The organism is Actinosynnema sp. NPDC004786 (assembly GCF_053601135.1).
Window position 1 is genome coordinate 19,019 of sequence record NZ_JBSGBG010000028.1, and the last position, 20,613, is coordinate 39,631.

Consider the following 20,613-nt stretch of genomic DNA (forward strand, 5'->3'; position numbering starts at 1 on the left):
GGATCACACGAAGGTGTCCGCGCGGCCGGCGCGGGGTATCCCAAGGGCAGCCATGGGGGACAACACGACGTAGGGAGCCGACATGCCCTGGGTGCAGCGACACCGTCGCCGTCTGCCGTACAGCTGGTTCCGCACCACGTCGGTGCAGAGCCACTACCGCCGCTCGCCGGCCACCGTCCCGACGATCATCGCGATCGTCCTCGCGCTGATCCTGCTGATCGTCCTGTTCTAGCCGCGCCGCGGCGCTGTGGGCGTCCGGGCTCAGGAACGCGTGCCCGACCAGGCGGCCCACAGCGCGGCGTAGCGGCCTCCGGCGGCCAGCAGCTCGTCGTGCGTGCCGTTCTCCACCACGCGGCCCTCGTCCAGCACGACGACGCGGTCCGCCGTGACGGCCTGGGTGAGCCGGTGCGCGACCAGCAGACCGGTCCGCCCGTCCAACGCCCGCGCCGCCGCCTCCTCCAGTTCCCGCGCGCCGGCGCTGCCCGCGTCCGCGGTCGCCTCGTCCAGGATCGCCACCGGCGGGTCGGCCAGCACCAGCCGCGCCAACGCCAACTGCTGCGCCTGCGCCACGGTCAACCGGTGCCCGCCCTCGCCGACCACGGTGTCGAGCCCGGACGGCAGGGCCGACGCCCAGCCCAGCGCGCCGACCCGCGCCAGCGCGGCCTCCAGCTCGTCGTCGCCGGCGTCGGGCCGGGCCAGCCGCAGGTCGTCGGCCAGCGGGCCGGCGAAGACGTGCACCTCCTGGGTGATCAGCGCGACGGACCGCTCGGCCGCGGCGAGTTCCACCCCGCCGAGGCGGATCGACCCGCTCGTCGGCTCGTGCACGCCCGCGATCAGCTTGGCCAGCGTGGTCTTGCCCGCGCCGGACGCGCCGACCAGCGCCACCCGCTCGCCGGCGGCCAGTTCGAGGTCCACGTCCCGCAGCACCGGGTGACCGTCCACATAGGAGTAGGACACGCCCGCGAGCTTGATCGAGGTGTCCACCGGCCGCACCCGGCCCTCGGTCGACGGCATCGGCTCGTCGGCCACGCCCACCAGCCGCGACAGCGACGCGGTGGCGGCCTGGGCGTCGTCGGCCAGCGCCAGCGCGGCGTTGACCGGGTTGAACAGGCTGTGGAAGTACAGGGCGGCGGCGGTCGCCGTGCCCACCGAGGCGGAACCCGCGCCGACGAGCCAGAACCCGGTCGCCAGCACCCCGGCCAGGCCGACGAACTCGGCCGCGTTCAGCCGGCCGTAGAACCGGGTGAGCAGCCGGATGCCGCGCAGCGCCAGGTCCACCGCCTCCCGCGACCGCGACCGCACCCGCGCCACGTGCGCGGGGGCCAGGCCGAACGCGCGCACGGTCGCCGCGCCGCCGATCGAGTCCAGCAACTGCTGCTGCTGGACGCCGACCGCGACCCGCTGCGCCGCGTACAGCCGCACGGCGCGCCCGCCGTACCAGCGCACGGTGTGCACGTGGATCGGCAGCGCCAACGCCACCGGCAGCAGGAACCGCCAGTCCAGCACCGCGATGCCCACCACGGTCAACGCGATGGTCAACGCCGACCGCGCCATCACCGGCAGCGCGTTGCGCACCGCGTCCGCGATCACCTGCACGTCCCGCGTCACCCGCGAGGTCAGGTCGCCCGCGCCCGCTTCCTCCACCCGTTCCAGCGGCAGGTGCAGCGCCCGTTCGACGAACCTCTCCCGCAGGTCGGCGAGCATCCCCTCGCCCAGGCGCGCCACCAGGGACGTGCCGTACGCCGTCGAGACGCCCTGCACGACCGCGACCAGCACCAGCACCGCCACCGGCCACGCGAGGGCGGACGACCCCGCGCCGGCCAGGTCCACGATCCGGCCCAGCACCGGCGCGGTGAGCAGCCCGACCGCCGTGCCCGCGAGCAGCACCAGCGCCGCGCCCCAGGCCGCCGCGCGACGCGGTCGCACCAGCTCGCCGACCGCGGCCCAGGTCCGCGTGCCGGACGCGGTCGCCAACAACTCGCGCATCAGCTCAACACCACCAGTCGGTAGTCCTCGTCCGCCACCAGGTCCGCGTGCGCGCCGGAGGACACGACGACGCCGGACGCGAGGAACACCACCCGGTCCGCCGCCGCCAGCAGCGCCGGGCTCGTGGCGACCACGATCGTGGTCAGCCCGGCCCGCACCCGCCTGATCCCGCCGGCCAGCGACACCTCGGTCACCGCGTCGACCGCGGTCGTCGGGTCGTGCACCACCAGCACCGGCGAACCGGCGGCCAGCGCGCGGGCCAGCGCCACCCGTTGCCGCTGCCCGCCCGACAGCGACCGGCCGCGCTCGGTGATCACCGTGTCGAGCCCGTCGGGCAGCGCGCGCGCCACGTCGTCCACCCGGGCCGCGGCCATCGCCTCGCGCAGCCGCGCCCCGTCGGTCCCCGCGCCGCCGGCCGCGACGTTGTCCCGCACCGTCCCTTCGAACAAATCCGCGTCGTGCGCGGCGACCAGCAGCGCCGACCGCCGCGCGGCGCCCTCCAGAGTGGACAGCGGCAGCCCGTCCAGGGTCACGGCGCCGCGCTCCGGGTCCACCTCGCGCGCCAGCACGGCCAGCAGGGACACCGCGTCCGCCGGGTCCCGTGCCACCACCCCCAGCAGCTCGCCGGGCTCGGCGGTCAGCGAGACGCCGCGCAGCGACCCCGATACCACGTCGGTCAGCTCCACGCGCCCGGCCACCGGCGTCGGCACGGGGGTCGTGCCGGGCGGCACGGCCGGGGGAGCGGCCAGCACCTCGGCCACCCGCGCGGCCGACGCGCGGCCCTGTGCCAGCAGGCCGTTGACCCAGGAGAAGACCGACAGCGGCCACAGCAGGAACTGCGCGAGCCCCACGGCGGCGACGAGCCGGCCGACCGTGATCGCCCCGGACGCCGCGAGGTGCCCGCCCACCAGGGCGACCACCGCGAGGAACACGCCGGTCATCGCGAGCATCGAGCCGTCCAGCCCGGCGCGGGACCGGGCGGCGCGGACCGCGGCCGCCATGGACGACCTGCTGGTCGCCCGGTACCGCCGCGCCGCGGTCGCCTCCGCGCCGATGCCCTTCACCGCCCGCAGGCCGGCGACGAGGTCGGCCGCCACGCCGGACGCCAGCGCGGCCCGGTCCTGCTCGGCGTCGCTGCGCCGTTCGAGCGGCTTGCCGAGCACGTGCGCGAGGCCCAGCAGCACCGGCGCGGCCACCAGCACCAGCAGCCCGAGCACCGGCGACACCCGCAGCAGCGCCACCGCGCCCACCAGCAGCCCGACCACCGCGGAGAACGCGATCGGCAACGCGAGGTTCACCTGCCCGACGCGCTGGGCGTCACCGGTCGCGATGCCGGCCAGCTCCCCGGACAGCCGGCCGCCGGTCGCGCCGCCGTCGGCCGACAGCACCCGCGCGGCGAGCGCGGACCGCACCTCGTGCGCGGCCAGGTGGGACGCCTTCTCGCCGCTGCGCAGGGAGAAGCGGAAGCTCAGCGACAACGCCACGAACACCGCGGCCAGCACGCCGATCCAGGACAGCAGCCGCCCGCCCGCGCCCGTGCGCACGGCCTCGTCGATCACCACGCCGATGAGCAGCGGCACCGCAGCCTCGCCCGCCTGGTGGGCCGCGCCGAGCACCGAGGCGGCGGTCACCGATCTCCACTGCCCGGCCACCGCCTGCCTGAGGACGTCGGACCGCTGGACGGTTTTCACCCCGGTGCCCGCCTTCCGCTGATGGTCAGGTGAGGCTACCCTAATCGCAAGAGAGGTCTGGATCACTCCCGCTCGAGGTTTGACTTAGGTTAGGGTAACCAAAGTTCGATCACCCTGTGCCGACGAACCCGATGGGACAGCCATGCCACAGCCACCGGTCTTCGACGTCCTCGGCGTCGGCTTCGGGCCGTCCAACCTGGCCCTCGCGATCGCCGTCACCGAGTACAACGCCACCGCGCGCGCCGAAGACGTGGTGACCGCCCACTTCCTGGAGCGCCAGCCGCGCTTCGGCTGGCACCGCGGGATGCTGCTCGAGGACGCCACCATGCAGGTGTCGTTCCTCAAGGACCTGGTGACGCTGCGCAACCCCAACAGCACCTTCACCTTCCTCAGCTACCTGCACGGCAAGGGCCGGCTGGTCGACTTCATCAACCACAAGAACCTGTTCCCGCTGCGGGTCGAGTTCCACGACTACTTCGAGTGGGCCGCGGGCCGGGTGGACGACCTCGTCTCCTACGGCCACGACGTGGTCGACGTGCGGCCGGTCGCCGAGGACGGCCTGGTCACGCACTTCGACGTCGTCTCCCGCACGGCCGCGGGCGAGGTGGAGGTGCGCCGCGCCCGCAACCTGGTGCTGGCCACCGGCCTGCGCCCGGCCCTGCCCGACGGCGTGCGGGCGTCCGACCGGGTGTGGCACAACCGGGACTTCCTGCACCGCGTCGAGTCGCTGACCGACCCGCGCCGGCTCGTCGTGGTCGGCGCCGGGCAGAGCGGCGCGGAGGTCACCGCGTTCCTGCACGAGCGGTTCCCGTCCGCCGAGGTGTGCGCGGTGTTCGCCCGCTACGGCTACAGCCCCGCCGACGACAGCCCGTTCGCCAACCGGATCTTCGACCCGGACGCCGTGGACGACTTCTTCGCCGCCCCCGACCCGGTCAAGCGCAGGCTCATGGACTACCACGCCAACACCAACTACGCGGTGGTGGACCACGAGCTGATCGCCGAGCTGTACCGGCGGGTGTACCGGGAGAAGGTGCTGGGCCGCCCCCGTTTGCGGCTGCTCAACCTGTCCCGGGTCGCCGGGCTGGACGACCGCGGCGACGGGCTCACCGTGACCGTCGAGTCGCTGGCCACCGGCGAGCGCGAGGTGCTCGACGCCGACGCGATCGTCTACGCCACCGGCTACCGCGAGGCCGACCCGACCGCGCTGCTGGGCGAGCTGGCCGGGCGCTGCGCCCGCGACGCCCACGGCCGGCTCGGCGTCGACCGCGACTACCGGCTGCGCACCGACGACGACGTCGTGGCCGGCCTGTACCTCCAGGGCGGCACCGAGCACACGCACGGCATCTCGTCGTCGTTGCTGTCCAACACCTCCGTCCGGGTCGGGGAGATCCTCCGCTCGGTGCTCGACCGCCGCGGCCCGGCGGTCCCGGCCCAGCCCGAGTACGCGGTCAGCGCCTCACCGGCGCGCTGAGCCCGTCCCCGTCCGCCACCCCACGCAAGCCCAAGCTGGTCCAGCGGCGCGCCGCCGCGCCTGCCGAAAGGGAAGAAACCTCGATGTCCACGAAGTTCAAGCTGGTCGCGGTCGTGTCGGCCGCGGCGCTGGCGCTCGTCGCCTGCGGGGGCGGCGGCGACGCCGGTTCCGGCGGGGCGAACCCGACCGACGCGGCCTCCTCCGGCGCGTTCCCGGTCTCGGTCGAGCACAAGTACGGCACCACCGAGATCAAGGCCGAGCCGAAGAAGGTCGTCACGCTCGGCCTGTCCGACCAGGAGCCCGTGCTGGCCCTGGGCGTCAAGCCGGTGGGCGTCGTGGACTGGTTCAAGGAGCGGCCGTTCGGCAACTGGCCGTGGACCAAGGACCTCTGGGGCGACACCCAGCCGGAGATCGTGGGCGAGCGCGACGAGTACAACCTGGAGAAGGTCGCCGCGCTCAAGCCCGATCTGATCCTCGCGGTCTACTCCGGCATGAAGCAGGAGCAGTACGACACCCTGTCCAAGATCGCGCCCGTGGTCGCGCAACCCAAGGCGTTCCCCGACTACGCCGCGCCGTGGCAGGACCAGACCCTGCACATCGGCCGGGCGCTGGGCAAGGAGGAGGAGGCGCAGGCGCTGATCGACGGCGTCGCCGGGCGGTTCGCCGCCGCCAAGGCGGCGCACCCCGAGTGGGCGGGCAAGACGATGGTCGTGGCCGACAGCTTCAAGCCCGGCCAGTACTCCGCGTTCGCGCCGACCGACCCGAAGGCCATCTTCATGAAGGAGCTGGGCTTCACCCTGGTGGACGAGATCGGCCGGCTCGCCGGGCAGATGAACGTGGCCGAGTTCAGCGAGGAGCGGTTCGACCTGCTCGACGCCGACCGCCTGGTGTGGCTCATGTTCGACCAGAGCGCCTGGGAGCGGGTCAAGTCGGTGCCCGCCTACCAGCGGCTCGGCGTGGTGACGGAGAAGCGCGACCTGTTCCTCACCTACATGGACCCGCCGATCGGCGCGGCCATGTCGTTCAACACCGTGCTCAGCGTGCCCTACGGCATCGAGCAGGTCGTGCCGCTGCTCGAAGCGATCAAGAACTAGTCGGCGGACCACCGCGGGTGGGGTGCGCCGTCGAGCGCCCCCACCCGCGGTGCGCGCGGGGAAGTCGGGAAGGAACGGGGAAGGTTGTGACCATGGCTCTGCCCTTGACCGGGGCGCAAACCGGTGTCTGGTTGGCCCAGCGGCTCGAGCCCGACAACCCCGTCTACAACGTGGCGTGGTACCTGGAGCTGCGCGGCCCGGTCGACCACGACCGGCTGCTCGCGGCGATCAGGGGGGTGCTCGCGGAGACCGGCGCGCTGCACGTCCGGTTCACCGAGGAGGGCCAGGTCCCGGTCCCGCCGACCACCGACGTGACGGTCCGGTCGTTCGACTCGCTCGCCGACGCGCGGGCGTGGATGGACGAGGACGTGGCGCGGCTGACCGACATCGCCGACGGCCCCCTGTTCCACCACGCGCTGCTGCGCGTCGCCGACGACCACGTGCTGTGGTACCAGCGCTACCACCACCTCGTGACCGACGCGTTCGGCTGCGTGCTGATGGCCCGCCGCGCCGGCGAGCTGTACGACGGGGCCGCCGAACCCCGGCCCAAGCCGGTCGAGGCGCTGGTCGAGGCCGACCTCGCCTACCGCGACTCGCCGGCGCGCGAGCGGGACCGGGCGTTCTGGCACGCCCGGATGGGCGACCGGCCGGAGCCGGTGCGGCTCGTGCCGCGGGCCGCGGGCCAGGTGCGCGACGTCGTGCGCCGCACCGTCGAGCTGCCGACCCCGTTGTCCTCGCGGCAGGTCTTCGCCGCGGTCGCCGCCTACACCCACCGCGTGACCGGCGCGTCCGACCTCGTGCTCGCCATGCCGGTGACCGGCCGGCGCGACGCGGTGAGCCGGTCCACGCCCGGCATGGCGTCCACCGTGCTGCCGCTGCGCGTCACCGTGCGGCCGGACGACACGATCACCGACCTGATCGCCGCCGTGGACCGCGAGATCCGCGAGGTCCTGCCGCACAGCGCCTACCGCGGCGAGGACCTGGCCCGCGAACTCGGCCTGCGCGACGGCATCCCCGAGCTGGTCGGGCCGACGGTCAACTACCTGGGCTTCGGCCGGGAGATGGGCTTCGCCGAGTTCGACCCCGTGTTCCACATGCTGTCGCTCGGCCCGGTCAACGACCTCACCACGTCGTTCCTCCAGCGCGCCGACGGCCGGCTGGTCGTCACGTTCGAGGCGAACGCCGCCGTCTGCACGCCCGACGAGCTGGCCGACCACCAGCGCCGGTTCCTGCGCGTGCTCGCCGCCGACCCCGACCTGCCGGTCGGCCTGATCGACCTGACCGACGAGGCGGAACGCGCCCGGCTGCTGGACCTCGGCACGTCCCCCCGCGCGGTGGACGAGGTGACCTGGCCCGGCGCGGTCGAGCGCCAGGCCGCGCTGCGCCCGGACGCCGTCGCGGTGGTGTGCGAGGACGTCTCGCTCACCTACGCCGAGCTGAACACCGCCGCCAACCGGCTCGCCCGCGCGCTGGTCGCGTCCGGCGTGGGCGCCGAGGACGTGGTGGGCGTGGCCCTGCCCCGTTCCGCCGACCTGGTGGTCGCGCTGCTCGCGGTGATGAAGGCGGGCGCGGCCTACCTGCCGCTGGACCTCGACCACCCGCGCGACCGGGTGGACTTCATGGTCGCCGACGCGGGCGCGCGGCTGGTGATCACGCCGGGGACGCGGTTCGACCTGCCCGACGACGGCTCCGACCTCGGCCTGGACATCGCGCTCGACCAGGCCGCCTACGTGATCTACACGTCCGGCTCGACCGGGCGGCCCAAGGGCGTCGTGGTCACGCACGAGGGCATCGGCAGCCTCATCGCGACCGCCGTCGACCGGATCGGCGTCACGCCCGACAGCCGGGTCGTGCAGTTCGCGTCCGTCGGGTTCGACGTGGCCGTGTGGGACCTGTGCATGTCGCTGGGCGTGGGCGGGCGCGTGATCGTCGTGCCGTCGCACCGGCGGGTCGCGGGCGAGGAGCTGACCTCCTACGTCACCGCGCACGGCGCGACGCACATGATCCTGCCGCCGTCGCTGGTCGCCGCGCTGCCGCCGGAGTGCGAGCTGCCCGCGGGCGCGGTGCTCGTCGTGGGCACGGAGACCGTGCCGACCGAGCTGATCGCCCGGTGGGCGCGGCGGTTGCGCGTGGTCGCCGCGTACGGGCTCACCGAGGCCACCGTGAACTCGACGCTGTGGCCGGCGCGGGCGGACTGGACCGGGCCGGTGCCGATCGGCGCGCCCGACCCGAACACCCGCTGCTACGTGCTCGACTCGGCGTTGCGCCCGGTGCCGGTCGGCGTGGAGGGCGAGCTGTACGTCGGCGGGCGCGGGCTCGCGCGCGGCTACCGCGGGCAGGCGGCGCTGACCGCGTCCCGGTTCGTGGCCGACCCGTTCGGTGGGCCGGGGGCGCGCATGTACCGGACCGGCGACCGGGCCCGGTGGCGCGCCGACGGCAACCTCGACTTCCTGGGCCGGTCCGACGGCCAGGTGAAGATCCGCGGTTTCCGGATCGAGCCCGGCGAGGTGGAGAGCGCGCTCATGGCGTGCCCCGGTGTCGCGCAGGCCGCCGTGCTGGTGCGGGAGGACCACCGGCGGGTGAAGCGGCTCGTCGCCTACGTGGTCGGCTCGGCGTCGCCGGTGGACGCGCGCGAGCACGTCGCGGGCCTGCTGCCGGAGTACATGGTGCCGTCGGTGGTGGTGCCCCTGGAGGGGCGGCTGCCGGTGACGCCCAACGGGAAGCTGGACCGCGCCGCGCTGCCGGAACCGGACTGGACCGCGCTCGGCGGCGACGCGCCGGCCACGAACCCGGTCGAGCGGACCCTGGTCGGCCTGGTCGAGGAGGTGCTCGGGCTGACGCCGGGCATCCACGACAACTTCTTCGAGCTGGGCGGCGACAGCATCGTCACGATGCAGCTGGTGTCGCGGGCGCGGCGGGCGGGCCTGGAGTTCACGCCGGCCGAGGTGTTCGAGCACCGGACCGTGGCCGGGCTGGCCCGCGTCGCCCGGGTGGCCGACGCGGGCGAGGTGGACCTGGACGCGTTCTCGTCGGACGTGCTGCCGGTGTCGCCGTTGCAGGAGGGGTTCTTCTTCCACGCGCAGTACGACACCGACGACTCGTACGTGGTGCAGGAGGTGCTGGCGCTCCCGGTGGGTCGGGAGGACGTGCAGGGCCTGCTGGACCGGCACCCGTTGCTGCGCGCGGGTTTCCGGCAGACCGACCGCGGGCGCGTCGAGCAGGTGATCGCGGGGTCGTCGGAGCTGCCGTGGCGCGAGTACCCGGAGGCGGTGGACGTCGAGGACGTGCTGGCGCGGGAACGCGCCGAGCCGTTCGACCTCTCCCGGCCGCCGCTGATGCGCGCGGCGCGGCACGGCGGGCGGTTGGTGTTGACGCTGCACCACATCCTGCTGGACGGCTGGTCGGTCGGGCTGCTGCGGCGGGAGCTGCTCGGCGGTCGGGTCGAGCCGGTGGACCACCGGCGGTACTTCGCGTGGCTGGCGGGCCGGGACCGGGACGCGGCGCACGCCGCGTGGCGGGCCGCGCTGTCCGGTGTGGACGGACCGACGAAGGTCGCGCCGGGGTTGTCCACAGGCGGCGTCGCGGGTCTGGGCCCCGCCGCCGCGGGCCGGCAGAATGAAAGCAGGGGTCCCCTGGGCGGGGACGCCCGCGCAGCGTCGGCTTCGCCCGGTTCGGAGCGTTCGGCGGCGTTCGGGGGTCCGGCGTGGTCGGACCGGTCCGGGGCCCCGGACGCTCCCGGGCATTCGTTGGTGCCCTCGGAGGCGCCGGAGCGCGCCGGGGCGTCGGGATCTTCGGGGGGTTCGGCGTCCCCTGCCGGCTCGGCGACTGTGAGCCGCTCGGCGTCTGTGAACGGTTCGGCGGCGTCCGAGCGTTCGGTGTCGTCCGAGCGTTCCGCGTTGCCGCTGTCCTCGGCATCCGACCTTTCCGAGTCGGCGGAGTTCCCCGGATCTTCCGGCCTTGCCCCTTCGGCGGACCCGTCGGCGGCCGGAATTGTCGGACCCCGCCGGCAGAATGAAAACAGGGGTCCCCTGGGCGGGGACGCCCGCGCAGCGTCGCCTCGGCACGGGCAGCACCGGGTGCGGTTGACCGCCGAGCTGAGCGCGGCGCTGGCCGGGGAGGCCCGGCGGCGCGGGCTGACGGTGAGCACGGTCCTGCACGGGGCCTGGGGGTTGCTGCTCGGCGGCCTCACGGGGCGCGCGGACGTCGTCTACGGCACGACCGTCGCGGGCCGCCCGGCCGAGGTGCCGGGCATCGAGAACGCGGTCGGCCTGTTCATCAACACCGTGCCGGTGCGCCAGCGCTGGCGCGGCGCGGACACCCTCGCCACCGTCTTCGCCGACCTCCAGCGCGAGCAGGCCCGGCTGCTGGACCACCAGCACCTCGGCCTCGCCGAGATCCAGCGCGTCACCGGCCACGGCGAGCTGTTCGACACGCTCGTGGTGGTCGAGAACTTCCCCGACCTGGTGGACGACGTCGAGATCCGCGACCGGGTCCACTACCCGCTGGCCCTCGTCGTGCTGCCCGGCGAGCGCCTCGAACTGCGCCTCAAGCACCGCCTCCCCGACGCCGACGTGGCCGGCCTCGCGGAACGGCTGGTCGCGCTGCTGACCGCGTTCGCCACCACCCCCGACCGGCCGGTCGCGAGCCTCGACCTCGTCTCCCCGGCCGAAGCGGACTGGCTCGCCGCGCTGAACGCCACCGCCGCCGACGTGCCGGAGGGCACGCTCGTCAGCCGGATCGCCGAGCAGACCGCGCGCACCCCGGACGCCGTCGCCGTCGTCCACGACGACGTCACCCTCACCTACGCCGAACTCGACCGGCGCGCCACCGCGCTGGCCCGCCGGCTGCGCGGCCACGACGTGGTCGCGGTCGCCGTGCCGCGCTCCGCCGAGCTGATGGTGGCGCTGCTGGGCGTGCTCAAGGCCGGCGCGGCCTACCTGCCGCTCGACCTCGACTACCCGGCCGAGCGCATCGACTTCATGCTCGCCGACTCGGGCGCGACGGCCGTCGTGCGGCCCGAGGACTGCCGGGACGACGACGCGCCCGACGTTGAGCTGCCCGCGCCGCACCCGGACCGCCCGGCCTACCTGATCTACACGTCCGGCTCCACCGGGCGACCCAAGGGCGTCCTGGTGACGCACCGCGCGATCGTCAACCGGCTGGCGTGGATGCAGCACGAGTACCGCCTCACCGCCGACGACCGCGTGCTGCAGAAGACCCCGTCCAGCTTCGACGTCTCCGTCTGGGAGTTCTTCTGGGCGCTGTGCGAGGGCGCCGCCGTCGTCCTCGCCCGGCCCGACGGCCACCGCGACCCCGCCTACCTCGCCGACCTGGTCCGCCGCGAGCGGATCACCACGCTGCACTTCGTGCCGTCCATGCTGGCCGCGTTCCTCACCGTCCCGGAGGTGCGCGAGGACCCCGCGTGGGCGGCGAGCCTGCGCCGTGCGTTCAGCAGCGGCGAGGCGTTGACCGGCGACGTCGCGGCCCGCTGGCGCGACCTCACCGGCGTGCCGCTGCACAACCTGTACGGCCCCACCGAGGCCGCCGTGGACGTCACGTACTTCGAGTACGACGGCGCGCCGGACCCGGCCGTGCCCATCGGCCGCCCGGTGTGGAACACCCGGCTGCACGTGCTGGACCCGTTCCTGCGGCCCGTCCCGGCGAACGTGCCCGGCGAGCTGTACCTCGCGGGCGCGCAGCTCGCGCTGGGCTACCACGGCCGGTTCGCGCTCACCGCGGAGCGGTTCGTGGCCGACCCGTTCGGCCCGCCCGGCGCCCGCATGTACCGCACCGGCGACCTGGTCGTGCGCCGCCCCGACGGCGCGCTCGTCTACCTCGGCCGCACCGACCGGCAGGTCAAGGTGCGCGGCAACCGGATCGAGCCGGGCGAGATCGAGTCCGCGCTCGTCCGGCTGCCCGGCGTGGCACGGGCCGCGGTCATCGCCCGGGACGACCAGCTCCTCGCCTACGTGACGCCGGCCGACGTCGACCTCGACGCGGTGCGCGCCGGGATCGCCGACGCGCTGCCCGCCGCGATGACGCCGCACGCCCTGGTCGCGCTGGCCGACTTCCCGCTCACCCCCAGCGGCAAGCTCGACCACGACGCGCTGCCCGCGCCGACCGTCCGCACGACCGCCCGCCGCGCGCCCCGCAACGACCGGGAACGCCTGCTGTGCCGGGTGATCGCCGACGTCCTCGGCTTGGCGGACCTCGGCGTGGACGACGACTTCTTCGTGCTCGGCGGCGACAGCATCACCTCGATCGCGGTGTCGACCCGGGCCCGCCGGCTGGGCATCGGGATCAGCCCCCGAGACGTGTTCGAGCACCGCACGGTCGCCGCGCTCGCCGCCGTCGAGGACGCCGACGACACCGCCGACGACGCGCCGCTGCTGGTGCTGACCGACGAGCAGCGCCGCGCGCTGCCCGAGGCGGAGGACGTGTGGCCGCTCTCGCCGTTGCAGGAGGGCCTGTACTTCCACTCCAGCTACGACACCGGCGCGCTCGACGTCTACCTCTCCCAGGAGACGATGGACTTCGCGGGCCGGCTCGACGTGGACCGGCTGCGCCGCGCCGGGGCCGCGCTCCTGGCCCGCAACCCCAGCCTGCGCGCCGGGTTCACCGGCGACGGCGTGCCCGCGCCGGTGCAGTTCATCGCCCCGGCCGCGGAGATCCCGCTGCGCGTGGTCGACGCCGACGACGCCGACGTGCCCGCGCTGCTGGCCGCCGACCGGCGCGAGCGGTTCGACCTGGCCGTGCCGCCGCTGTGCCGGTTCCTGCTGCTGCGGCTGCCCGACGGCCGCGACCGGCTCGTCGTCACCCACCACCTCATCCTGTGGGACGGCTGGTCGGCGTGGCTGTTCCTGGAGCAGCTGCTGGAGCTGTACCGCGACCCGGACGTCGAGCTGCCGCCGCCCGGCTCCTACCGCGACTACCTGGCGTGGCTGGCGCGGCAGGACCACGACGCCGCGCTGCGGGCGTGGCGCACCGCCCTGTCCGGCCTGCGCGAGCCGACCCTGGTCGCGCCCGCAGACCGGTCGCGGGAGCCGGTCATCCCGGCCGAGCTGCACCACGAGCTGACCGGGGAGCTGACCGACCGGCTCCGCGAGCGGGCCCGGCGGCACGGGCTGACCGCCAACGCCGTGTTCACCGCCGCCTGGGCGATGGTGCTGGCGGGCCAGGTCGGCCGCGACGACGTGGTGTTCGGCACCGCCGTCGCGGGCCGCCCGGTCGAGGTGGCCGGCGTGGAGCACGTCATCGGCATGTTCCTCAACACCATCCCCACCCGGATCGCGCTCGACCCCCGCGAGACCGTGCTGGACCTGCTGCGGCGCGTGCAGGCCGAGCGGACCGCGCTCATGTCCTACGAGCACGTCGGCCTCGGCGAACTCCAGCGGGAGGCCGGGCACCGGCAGCTGTTCGACACGCTGTTCGTGCTGCGCACCGGCGACGGCGACGACCGCCAGGGCGAGCTGGCCGAACGGCACGGCGTGCTGGACGTGTCCAACGTGGACGGCACGCACTTCCCGCTGACGCTGATCGTCACGCCGGGCGCGCGCACCCGCGTCACGCTCGCGTCCCGGCCGGACGTCTTCACCGCCGACGCCGCCGAGGCCCTGCTCGCCCGCTACACCACCGTGCTGCGCCGGCTGGTCGACGCGCCGGACGCGCTCGTCGGCACGATCGACGTGCTGCCCGACCACGAACGGCGGGCGTTGGCGGCCGGGTGGGACGCGAGCGCCGCCCCGATGGTCGAGGACACCATCGCCGACCTGCTCGCCGCCCAGGCCCGCCGCACCCCCGACGCGACCGCGCTCGTGTTCGGCGACCGGCGGCTCACCTACGCCGAGCTGCAGGGCCGGATCGACGCCCTGGCGCGGCTGCTGATCGACCGCGGCGCGGGACCGGAACGGGTGGTCGCGCTGGCGTTGCCGCGCACCACCGAGATGGTGGTGGCGTTGTTCGCGGTCCTGCGCACCGGGGCCGCCTACCTGCCGCTGGACCTCGACCACCCGGCCGACCGGCTGCTGGGCATGATCTCCGACGCCGAGCCGCTGTGCGTGCTGTCCACCACGGCGGTGGGGCTGGTGCCGGACGCGCTGTGCCTGGACGAGCTGGACCTGGAGCGCACGCCGGACATCGGCGAGTGGCCGCGGTTCTCCTTGGAGCACCCCGCGTACGTCATCTACACCTCCGGCTCCACCGGCCGGCCCAAGGGCGTCGTCACGCCGTACCGCGGCCTGACCAACATGCAGCTCAACCACCAGCAGGCGATCTTCGAGCCCGCCATCGCCGCGGCGGGCGGGCGGCGGCTGCGCATCGCGCACACCGTGTCGTTCGCGTTCGACATGTCCTGGGAAGAGCTGCTGTGGCTGGTCGAGGGCCACGAGGTGCACGTGTGCGACGAGGAGCTGCGCCGCGACGCGGCCGCCCTGGTGGCGTACTGCGACGAGCACCTGATCGACGTGGTCAACGTGACCCCGACCTACGCGCAGCTCCTCATCGAGGAGGGACTGCTGGAGGGCCACGTGCCCGCGCTGGTGCTGCTCGGCGGCGAGGCCGTGCCCGAGTCGGTGTGGCAGCGGCTGCGCGAGACGCCCGGCACGTACGGCTACAACCTCTACGGGCCGACCGAGTACACGATCAACACGCTCGGCGCGTCCACCGGGGACAGCGGCACGGCGACCGTGGGCAAGGCCATCCGGAACACGCGGGCGTACGTGCTGGACGCGCACCTGCGGCCGGCGCCGCCCGGCGCGCCGGGCGAGCTGTACATCGCGGGCGTCGGCCTGGCCCGCGGCTACCACGACCGGTTCGGGCTGACCGCCGAGCGGTTCGTCGCCGACCCGTACGGCCCGCCCGGCGGCCGCATGTACCGCACGGGCGACCTGGTGCGGGCGCGGCCGGACGGCAACCTCGACTTCCTCGGCCGCACCGACGACCAGGTCAAGATCCGCGGCTACCGGGTCGAGCCGGGCGAGGTGGAGAACGCGCTGGCCGCCCGGCCGGGCGTGACGCACGCGGCGGTCGTCGTGGACGCGGGCCCCGGCGGCGTGAAGCGGCTGATCGCGTACGTGGTGTCCGACGTCGACCCGGCGGTGCTGCGGGACGAGCTGAAGACCCGCCTGCCCGACTACATGGTGCCCGCCGCGATCGTGCCGGTGGACGCGGTGCCGCTCACCGTGAACGGCAAGCTCGACGTGCGCGCCCTGCCCGCGCCCGCGATCACCGCCGCCGCGTCCTCGCGGGCCGCCGCGACCCGCGAGGAGGAGGTCCTGTGCGGGCTGTTCGCCGACGTGCTGGGCGTGCCGTCGGTGGGCGTGGACGACGACTTCTTCGACCTCGGCGGCCACTCGCTGCTCGCCACCCGGCTGATCAGCCGGGCCCGGTCGGCGCTCGGCGTCGACCTCGCGATCCGCGACCTGTTCGACGCGCCGACCGTCGCCGGGCTGGCGTCGCGGGCGGGCGGCGGGACGGTCCGGCCGCCGCTGGTCCGCGTGGACCGGCCGGCCGAGCTGCCGCTGTCGTCCGCGCAGCAGCGGCTGTGGCTGATCCAGCAGATGGAGGGCGCGTCCGCCGCGTACAACTTCCCCCTGGTGTTCACCCTGCACGGCCCCCTGGACGTGCCCGCGTTCACCGCCGCCGTCGGCGACGTGGTGGACCGGCACGAGGCGCTGCGGACCGTGTTCGGCGAGCACGAGGGCGTGCCGTTCCAGCGGGTGCTGCACGACGTGACGCCCGTGGTGGTGGTGCGCGACGCGACCCCGGACGACGTGCCCGGCATCGTGCGCGACGAGGTCGGGCGGCCGTTCGACCTGCGCGCCGAGCTGCCGCTGCGGGTCACGGTCGCGGCCCTGTCGCCGGACGAGCACCTGATCGTCGTCCTGCTGCACCACATCACCACCGACGAGTGGTCCGACCGGCCGTTCCTGCGCGACCTGGCGACCGCGTACCGGGCGCGGCGGGCCGGTGCCGCGCCGGCGTGGACGCCGCTGCCCGTGCAGTACGCGGACTACACCGTGTGGCAGCGCGACGTGCTGGACGTCGTCGGCGAGGAGCAGCTGGCGTTCTGGGAGACGGCGCTGGCCGGCGTGCCGGAGGAGCTGGAGCTGCCGGTGGACCGGCCGCGCCCGGCCCGGCCCACGTTCCGCGGCGCGGACCTGGAGGTGGCGTTCCGGCCGGAGACCGTCGCCGCGCTGCGGGCGCTGGCGCAGGCGTCCGGCGCGTCGATGTTCATGGTGTTGCAGGCCGCGGTCGCGGCGCTGCTGGGCCGGCTCGGCGCGGGCGAGGACATCCCGCTGGGCGCGCCGATCGCGGGCCGCACCGACGAGGCGCTGGACGACCTGGTCGGCTTCTTCGTCAACACCCTGGTGCTGCGGGCCGACCTGTCCGGCGACCCGACGTTCGCCGAACTGGTGGCGCGGGTGAAGGAGACGTCGCTGGCCGCGTTCTCGCACCAGGACGTGCCGTTCGAGGCGGTGGTGGACCGGCTCAACCCGGCCCGGTCGGCGGCGCGCAACCCGCTGTTCCAGGTGATGGTCGGCTACCACGCCCGGGGCGGCGACGCGGCGGCGTTCGACGGCCTGCCGGTGACGTGGGTCGGCCACGAGACCACCACCGCGAAGTTCGACCTGGTGTTCAGCTTCACCGAGGTCGTCGACGGGCCGGTGACGTGCCGGCTCGAGTACGCCACCGACCTGTTCGACCGGGTGACCGCCGAACGCCTCGGCGCGCGGCTGGCCGCGCTGGCGGACGCCGTGACGGCCGCCCCGTCCGCGCCGGTGGGCGCGGTGGACCTGCTCGCGCCCGACGAGCGCCGGCGCGTGGTGGACGAGTTCAACCGGACCGCGCGGGACGTGCCGGAGGAGACGTTCACCGGGCTGTTCGCCCGGTGCGTGGCCGAGCGGCCCCACGCGGTCGCCGTGGTGGACCGCGCCCGGTCGGTCGACTACGCGTGGCTCGACGCCCGGTCCGACCGCATCGCCCGGCTGCTCGCGGACCGCGGCGTCGGCCCCGAGTCGGTGGTCGGCGTCGCCGTGCCCAAGTCGGCGGACATGGTCGCCACCGTGCTGGCCGTCCTCAAGCTCGGCGCGGCCTACCTCCCGCTCGACCTGTCCCACCCGGCCGACCGGATCGCCTACATGATCCGCGACTCCGCCGCCAGGCTCGTGGTGACGACGCAGGCCGCGCCCGTCCCCGACGTCGCCCCGGTCCTGCTGCTGGACTCGGACGCCGCGCGCGACGAACTCGCGGCCGCGGACGGGCCGTACGCGCACCGCGGACCGCGCTCGCTCGACTCGGCGATGTACGTCATCTACACGTCGGGCTCGACGGGCCGCCCCAAGGGCGTGGTGGTGCCGCACGAGGGCATCGCGAGCCTGGCCGCCACCGCGCTGGACCGGATGGACCTGACCGCCGAGAGCCGCGTGCTCCAGTTCGCCTCGGTCGGCTTCGACGTGGCGGTGTTCGAGCTGACCATGGCGCTGTGCGTGGGCGGGCGGCTGGTGTTCGCCCCGGACGAGGCGCGCGTCGCCGGCCCGGCGCTGACCGATTTCCTGCGCGACCGCCGGATCACCCACATGATCCTGCCGCCGTCGCTGGTGTCGGCGCTGCCCGCCGACTGCGAGCTGCCGCCGGGCTCGACCGTCCTCGTCGGCACCGAGACCGTGCCGCCGGACGTGATCGGCCGCTGGGCGGGCCGGCTGCGCCTGCACGCCGCGTACGGCCTCACCGAGGCCACGGTCAACTCGACCCTGTGGCGGGCCGTGCCGGGGTGGGACACCGCGGTGCCCATCGGCGTCCCCGACCCGAACACGACCGTGTACGTGCTGGAAGACCGGCTGCGGCCGGTGCCGCCCGGCGTGGTCGGCGAGCTGTACGTGTCCGGCCGGGGCCTGGCCCGCGGGTACGTCGGCCAACCCGCGCTGACCGCGTCGCGGTTCGTCGCCTCGCCGTTCGGGCCGCCCGGCGCGCGCATGTACCGCACCGGCGACCGGGCCCGGTGGCGCGCCGACGGCAACCTGGACTTCCTCGGCCGCGTCGACACGCAGGTCAAGATCCGGGGCTTCCGGATCGAGCCGGGCGAGATCGAGGCCGCCCTGGCCCGGCACCCGGCCGTCGCGCAGGCGGCCGTGGTCGTGGACCGCACGGCGGACGTGACCAGGCTCGTGGCGTACGTGGTGGGCCGCACGGACGACGACCTGCGGGCGTTCGTCGCCGAACGGCTCCCCGAGTACATGGTCCCGGCGACGGTGGTGTTCCTGGACGGGCCGCTGCCGCTCACCCCGAACGGCAAGCTCGACCGCCGCGCCCTGCCGCGCCCCGACTGGTCCGCGCTGACCGGCGACGACCGGCCGGTGACGCCCGAGCAGAAGGCGATCGCGGAGCTGTTCGCCGAGCTGCTGGGCGTGTCGCCGGGCATCCACGACAACTTCTTCGCCCTGGGCGGGCACTCGATGGCGTCCATGCGGCTGGTGGGCCGCATCCGGTCGGTGTTCGGCGTGGACCTCGCGCTGCGCGACGTGTTCGACTCGCCCACCGTGGCCGGGCTGGCGGGGCGGCTCACCGGGGCGAGTTCGGCCCGGCCGCCGCTGCGCCGGTTCGACCGGCCGGTGGACCTGCCGCTCGCGCCCGTGCAGCGGGGCCGGACGACCCCGGTGTGGGACCACGCGCTGGCGTTGCGCGCCCGCACCCCGTTCGACGTGCCGGCGCTGACCGCGGCCTACGCGGACGTGGTCGAGCGGCACGAGCCGCTGCGCACGGTGCCCGACGGGGACGTGCAACGCGCCGTGCCCGCCGCGCCGCTGGAGGTCGTGCCGGTGGCGGCGCTGGACGAGGCGCTGCGCGCGTTCGCCGCCGAACCCGTGCCGGCCGACCGGCCGCCGTTCCGCGGCAGGCTGCTGGTGGACGACCGCGACGGCGCGCAGGCGCTGCTGCTCACCATGGGCTACCTCGCGGTGGACGAGTGGTCGGTCGTGCCGCTGTTCCGCGACCTCCGACACGCCTACGCCGCGCGGCGGCGCGGCGAGGCCCCGACGTGGGACGACCTGCCGGTCACCTACGCCGACTACACCCTGTGGTCCCTGGAGGTCGTGGAGGCGGTGGGGGAGGAGCAGCGCGCGTTCTGGCGCGACGCGCTGCGCGACCTGCCCGTCCTCGACCTGCCCTACCGGGGCGACCGGGTCGCCGCCGACCGCCACCCCGCCGACGTGGTCCCGTTCGAGCTGCCGGCGTCGCTGCACGCGGCCGTCGACCGGTTGGCGGCCCGCACCGGCACCAGCATGTTCATGGTGGTGCAGGCGGCCGTGGCCGCCGCGCTGACGCCGTACGGCACGGACCTGCCGATCGGCGCGCTGGTGGCCGGGCGGACCGAGGAGGCGCTGGCCGACCTGGTCGGCGGGTTCTTCAACCGGGTCGTGCTGCGCACCGACACCGCGGGCGACCCCGGCTACACCGAGCTGCTGGCCCGGATCCGGGCCGCCGACCTGGCCGCCTTCGAGCACGCCGACGTGCCGGTGCCCGTGACGCCGCAGGTCCTGATCGTGCACCACGAGAAGGCGGACCTGGCGGCCCTGGAAGGCGACGCGGGCACGCTGGAAGCCGTGCCGACCGGCACCACGCCGGCCGAGCTGACCGTCAGCTTCTACGAACCGCGCGACGACGGCCCCGTGCCGTGCTACCTGGTCTACGCCACCGACCTGTTCACCCGCGACACCGCCCGACGCCTCGCCGACTCGGTGCTGGAGCACCTGCACCGCGCGACGACCGACCCCGACCGGAGGATCCAGCCGTGACGAACCCGTTCGACGACCCCGAAGGCCGCTTCCACGTCCTGGTCAACGACGAGGGCCAGCACTCGCTGTGGCCGTCGTTCGCCGACGTCCCGGCCGGCTGGACGTCCGCGTTCGGCCCCGACACCCGCGACGCGTGCGTCGCCTACGTGGAGGAGCACTGGACCGACCTGCGCCCGCTGAGCCTGCGCGGACCCGCGTGAGTCGAACCTCCGCGCCCACCGTGTCGAACGCTCAGGACCCCCGGGTTCCCCGTCCGGGCATCCGGGGGTCCGGGTTCGGGCGGAGCACCGCCACACCACGGTCGAGGTCGAGGTGCGGCGGGGGAGCGCCTTGGGCGTCCTCCTCGCGCATCACCGCCACGGAGTCGCGGTGGTCCAGCTCCATCCGCTTGGACCCGTAGAACATCGCGGTGATCTCGTTGACGGTCGTCGTGGCCAACGGCGTGCCCTTGCGCTTGCGGCCGCGTTGGCGCAGCAGCTCGTAGACCGCGACGCCCACCACGGACAACGTCCCGCCGGGGATGCTCCACGCCAACACCGTCTCCACCGCGTCCACGTCACCCGAACGAATCCGGGGCCGCC

8 protein-coding genes are annotated in these 20,613 nt (G+C 74.9%); 5 read left to right on the forward strand and 3 right to left on the reverse strand.

Annotated features, from left to right (window positions below):
• The first annotated feature begins 82 nt into the window (after nucleotides 1–82).
• Nucleotides 83–232 carry a hypothetical protein gene (locus tag ACWEFJ_RS23845; RefSeq protein ID WP_378093121.1) on the forward strand — a complete coding sequence of 50 codons (150 nt, stop codon included), beginning with the start codon at nucleotides 83–85 and terminating at the stop codon, nucleotides 230–232.
• Between the two features lie 29 nt (nucleotides 233–261).
• On the opposite strand, the gene ACWEFJ_RS23850 is transcribed toward ACWEFJ_RS23845, so the two are convergent.
• Nucleotides 262–1,989 carry an ABC transporter ATP-binding protein gene (locus ACWEFJ_RS23850; protein WP_449715133.1) on the reverse strand — a complete coding sequence of 576 codons (1,728 nt, stop codon included), beginning with the start codon at nucleotides 1,987–1,989 and terminating at the stop codon, nucleotides 262–264.
• A complete protein-coding gene (locus tag ACWEFJ_RS23855; RefSeq protein WP_449715134.1) occupies nucleotides 1,986–3,617 on the reverse strand; it encodes an ABC transporter ATP-binding protein in 1,632 nt (543 codons plus the stop codon). The genes ACWEFJ_RS23850 and ACWEFJ_RS23855 overlap by 4 nt, the downstream gene beginning before the upstream one ends.
• Nucleotides 3,618–3,819: 202 nt before the next feature.
• Between ACWEFJ_RS23855 and ACWEFJ_RS23860 the strand changes: the two genes are divergently transcribed.
• The 4 genes from ACWEFJ_RS23860 (at nucleotide 3,820) to ACWEFJ_RS23875 (ending at nucleotide 20,232) form a co-directional block, all read left to right on the forward strand.
• On the forward strand, nucleotides 3,820–5,148 hold the full coding sequence (locus tag ACWEFJ_RS23860; protein WP_378093117.1) for a lysine N(6)-hydroxylase/L-ornithine N(5)-oxygenase family protein: 1,329 nt from the start codon (nucleotides 3,820–3,822) through the stop codon (nucleotides 5,146–5,148).
• Nucleotides 5,149–5,231: 83 nt separating this feature from the next.
• Complete coding sequence (locus tag ACWEFJ_RS23865) at nucleotides 5,232–6,242, forward strand: iron-siderophore ABC transporter substrate-binding protein (protein ID WP_449715087.1); 1,011 nt, start codon at nucleotides 5,232–5,234, stop codon at nucleotides 6,240–6,242.
• 92 nt (nucleotides 6,243–6,334) lie between these two features.
• Nucleotides 6,335–20,032 carry an amino acid adenylation domain-containing protein gene (locus ACWEFJ_RS23870; RefSeq protein ID WP_449715088.1) on the forward strand — a complete coding sequence of 4,566 codons (13,698 nt, stop codon included), beginning with the start codon at nucleotides 6,335–6,337 and terminating at the stop codon, nucleotides 20,030–20,032.
• Nucleotides 20,029–20,232, forward strand: a complete 204-nt coding sequence (locus ACWEFJ_RS23875; protein WP_449715089.1) for an MbtH family protein — start codon at nucleotides 20,029–20,031, stop codon at nucleotides 20,230–20,232. The genes ACWEFJ_RS23870 and ACWEFJ_RS23875 overlap by 4 nt, the downstream gene beginning before the upstream one ends.
• A gap of 31 nt (nucleotides 20,233–20,263) precedes the next feature.
• Here ACWEFJ_RS23875 and ACWEFJ_RS23880 read toward each other — a convergent pair whose 3' ends face one another.
• Nucleotides 20,264–20,578 carry a DUF6191 domain-containing protein gene (locus ACWEFJ_RS23880; RefSeq protein ID WP_449715090.1) on the reverse strand — a complete coding sequence of 105 codons (315 nt, stop codon included), beginning with the start codon at nucleotides 20,576–20,578 and terminating at the stop codon, nucleotides 20,264–20,266.
• Nucleotides 20,579–20,613 lie beyond the last annotated feature (35 nt).

Excerpts from the sequence above, each read along its gene's own strand:
- ACWEFJ_RS23870 (WP_449715088.1), top strand. The coding sequence starts at position 6,335 with ATGGCTCTGCCCTTGACCGGGGCGCAAACCGGTGTCTGGTTGGCCCAG.
- ACWEFJ_RS23865 (WP_449715087.1), top strand. The coding sequence starts at position 5,232 with ATGTCCACGAAGTTCAAGCTGGTCGCGGTCGTGTCGGCCGCGGCGCTG.
- ACWEFJ_RS23860 (WP_378093117.1), top strand. The coding sequence starts at position 3,820 with ATGCCACAGCCACCGGTCTTCGACGTCCTCGGCGTCGGCTTCGGGCCG.
- ACWEFJ_RS23845 (WP_378093121.1), top strand. The coding sequence starts at position 83 with ATGCCCTGGGTGCAGCGACACCGTCGCCGTCTGCCGTACAGCTGGTTC.